This window comes from Streptomyces sp. NPDC097129 (assembly GCF_055668065.1).
Window position 1 is genome coordinate 1 of record NZ_JBVOQE010000131.1, and the last position, 1010, is coordinate 1010.

2 protein-coding genes are annotated in these 1010 nt (G+C 57.2%); both read left to right on the plus strand.

What is annotated here, in order from left to right; all coding sequences use genetic code 11:
* The first annotated feature begins 133 nt into the window (after positions 1-133).
* Complete coding sequence (locus AC0B9F_RS38615) at positions 134-532, plus strand: hypothetical protein (protein WP_003944286.1); 399 nt, start codon at positions 134-136, stop codon at positions 530-532.
* 58 nt (positions 533-590) lie between these two features.
* A partial coding sequence (locus AC0B9F_RS38620) for a zinc-ribbon domain-containing protein (RefSeq protein WP_472010541.1) occupies positions 591-1010 on the plus strand: 420 nt, incomplete at its 3' end.

Consider the following 1010-nt stretch of genomic DNA (forward strand, 5'->3'; position numbering starts at 1 on the left):
CCAAATGTCCTTCTCACACTTGCCAATGTGACATGCATGAGGCATCCTGAATGTCACATAGAGTTCTTTCCTTCGTGCTTCACAATCCGCGACAGCTCCAGTCACGCTGACCGCATCGCAGACAGAGGACCTCATGACATCCACGGCAACAAATGTCCATGCCCACGCGCAGCGCGCCTGCGACTCCCTCGTCGACCTTGCCGACAATCTCGACGCACTCGGCCGCTACAACCTCCCACAAGACATCCACACCGCAGCCCTGACCGCACAACACATCTCAAACATCCTCAAAGTCGCTTACCAAATCGCGTTCGCCTACCACAACGCCATCCCAGCACCCCGCGATGCGCTCAAAATCTACGACGTCGACGAACGCTCCTATCTCCGCGTCATCCGCAAACACAGTCTCTTCGCCTTCCGTTCCGGATACGACGCATTCCGCTGCTTCGACGACATCCACGACGTCGCACGACGACTGGAAGCGACAACCAACGCCAAGACCGCAGAGCGACTGAGACCGAAGGGCGAGTAGACATTCCGCCCACAGACTGATCCGTTCACTGTCGTACCCCTACACAAGGATTCCGTCCATGCCCGTGCGCGCCATACCTGGACTTACCGATCTCGCCACTCTGCGACCAGATCTCGCCGCAGAGTGGGATGCAGAGAGAAACAAACGGCAACCGACCGATATCACGCCGAAAAGCAGCATCCGGGCGTGGTGGCGATGCGGAAAGAAGCATTCCTATCAGGCCTGCGTCGCCGACCGCACTGCCAAAATCGGTCCAGGATGCCCCTACTGCACACTGATCCGCCCAATTCCCAATGAAACCGACTTACCTACGACTCATCCCGAAATCGCGTCCCAATGGCACCCCACCTTCAACGGCGACCGGACGCCTACCGGCTTTACAGCAAAAAGCAACTGGAAAGCTTGGTGGCGATGTGCCGGCGGTCACGAGTACCAAACAGAAATCACAAAACGCACCAACAGAAAATATGGGTGCCCA

Excerpts from the sequence above, each read along its gene's own strand:
- AC0B9F_RS38615 (WP_003944286.1), top strand. The coding sequence starts at position 134 with ATGACATCCACGGCAACAAATGTCCATGCCCACGCGCAGCGCGCCTGC.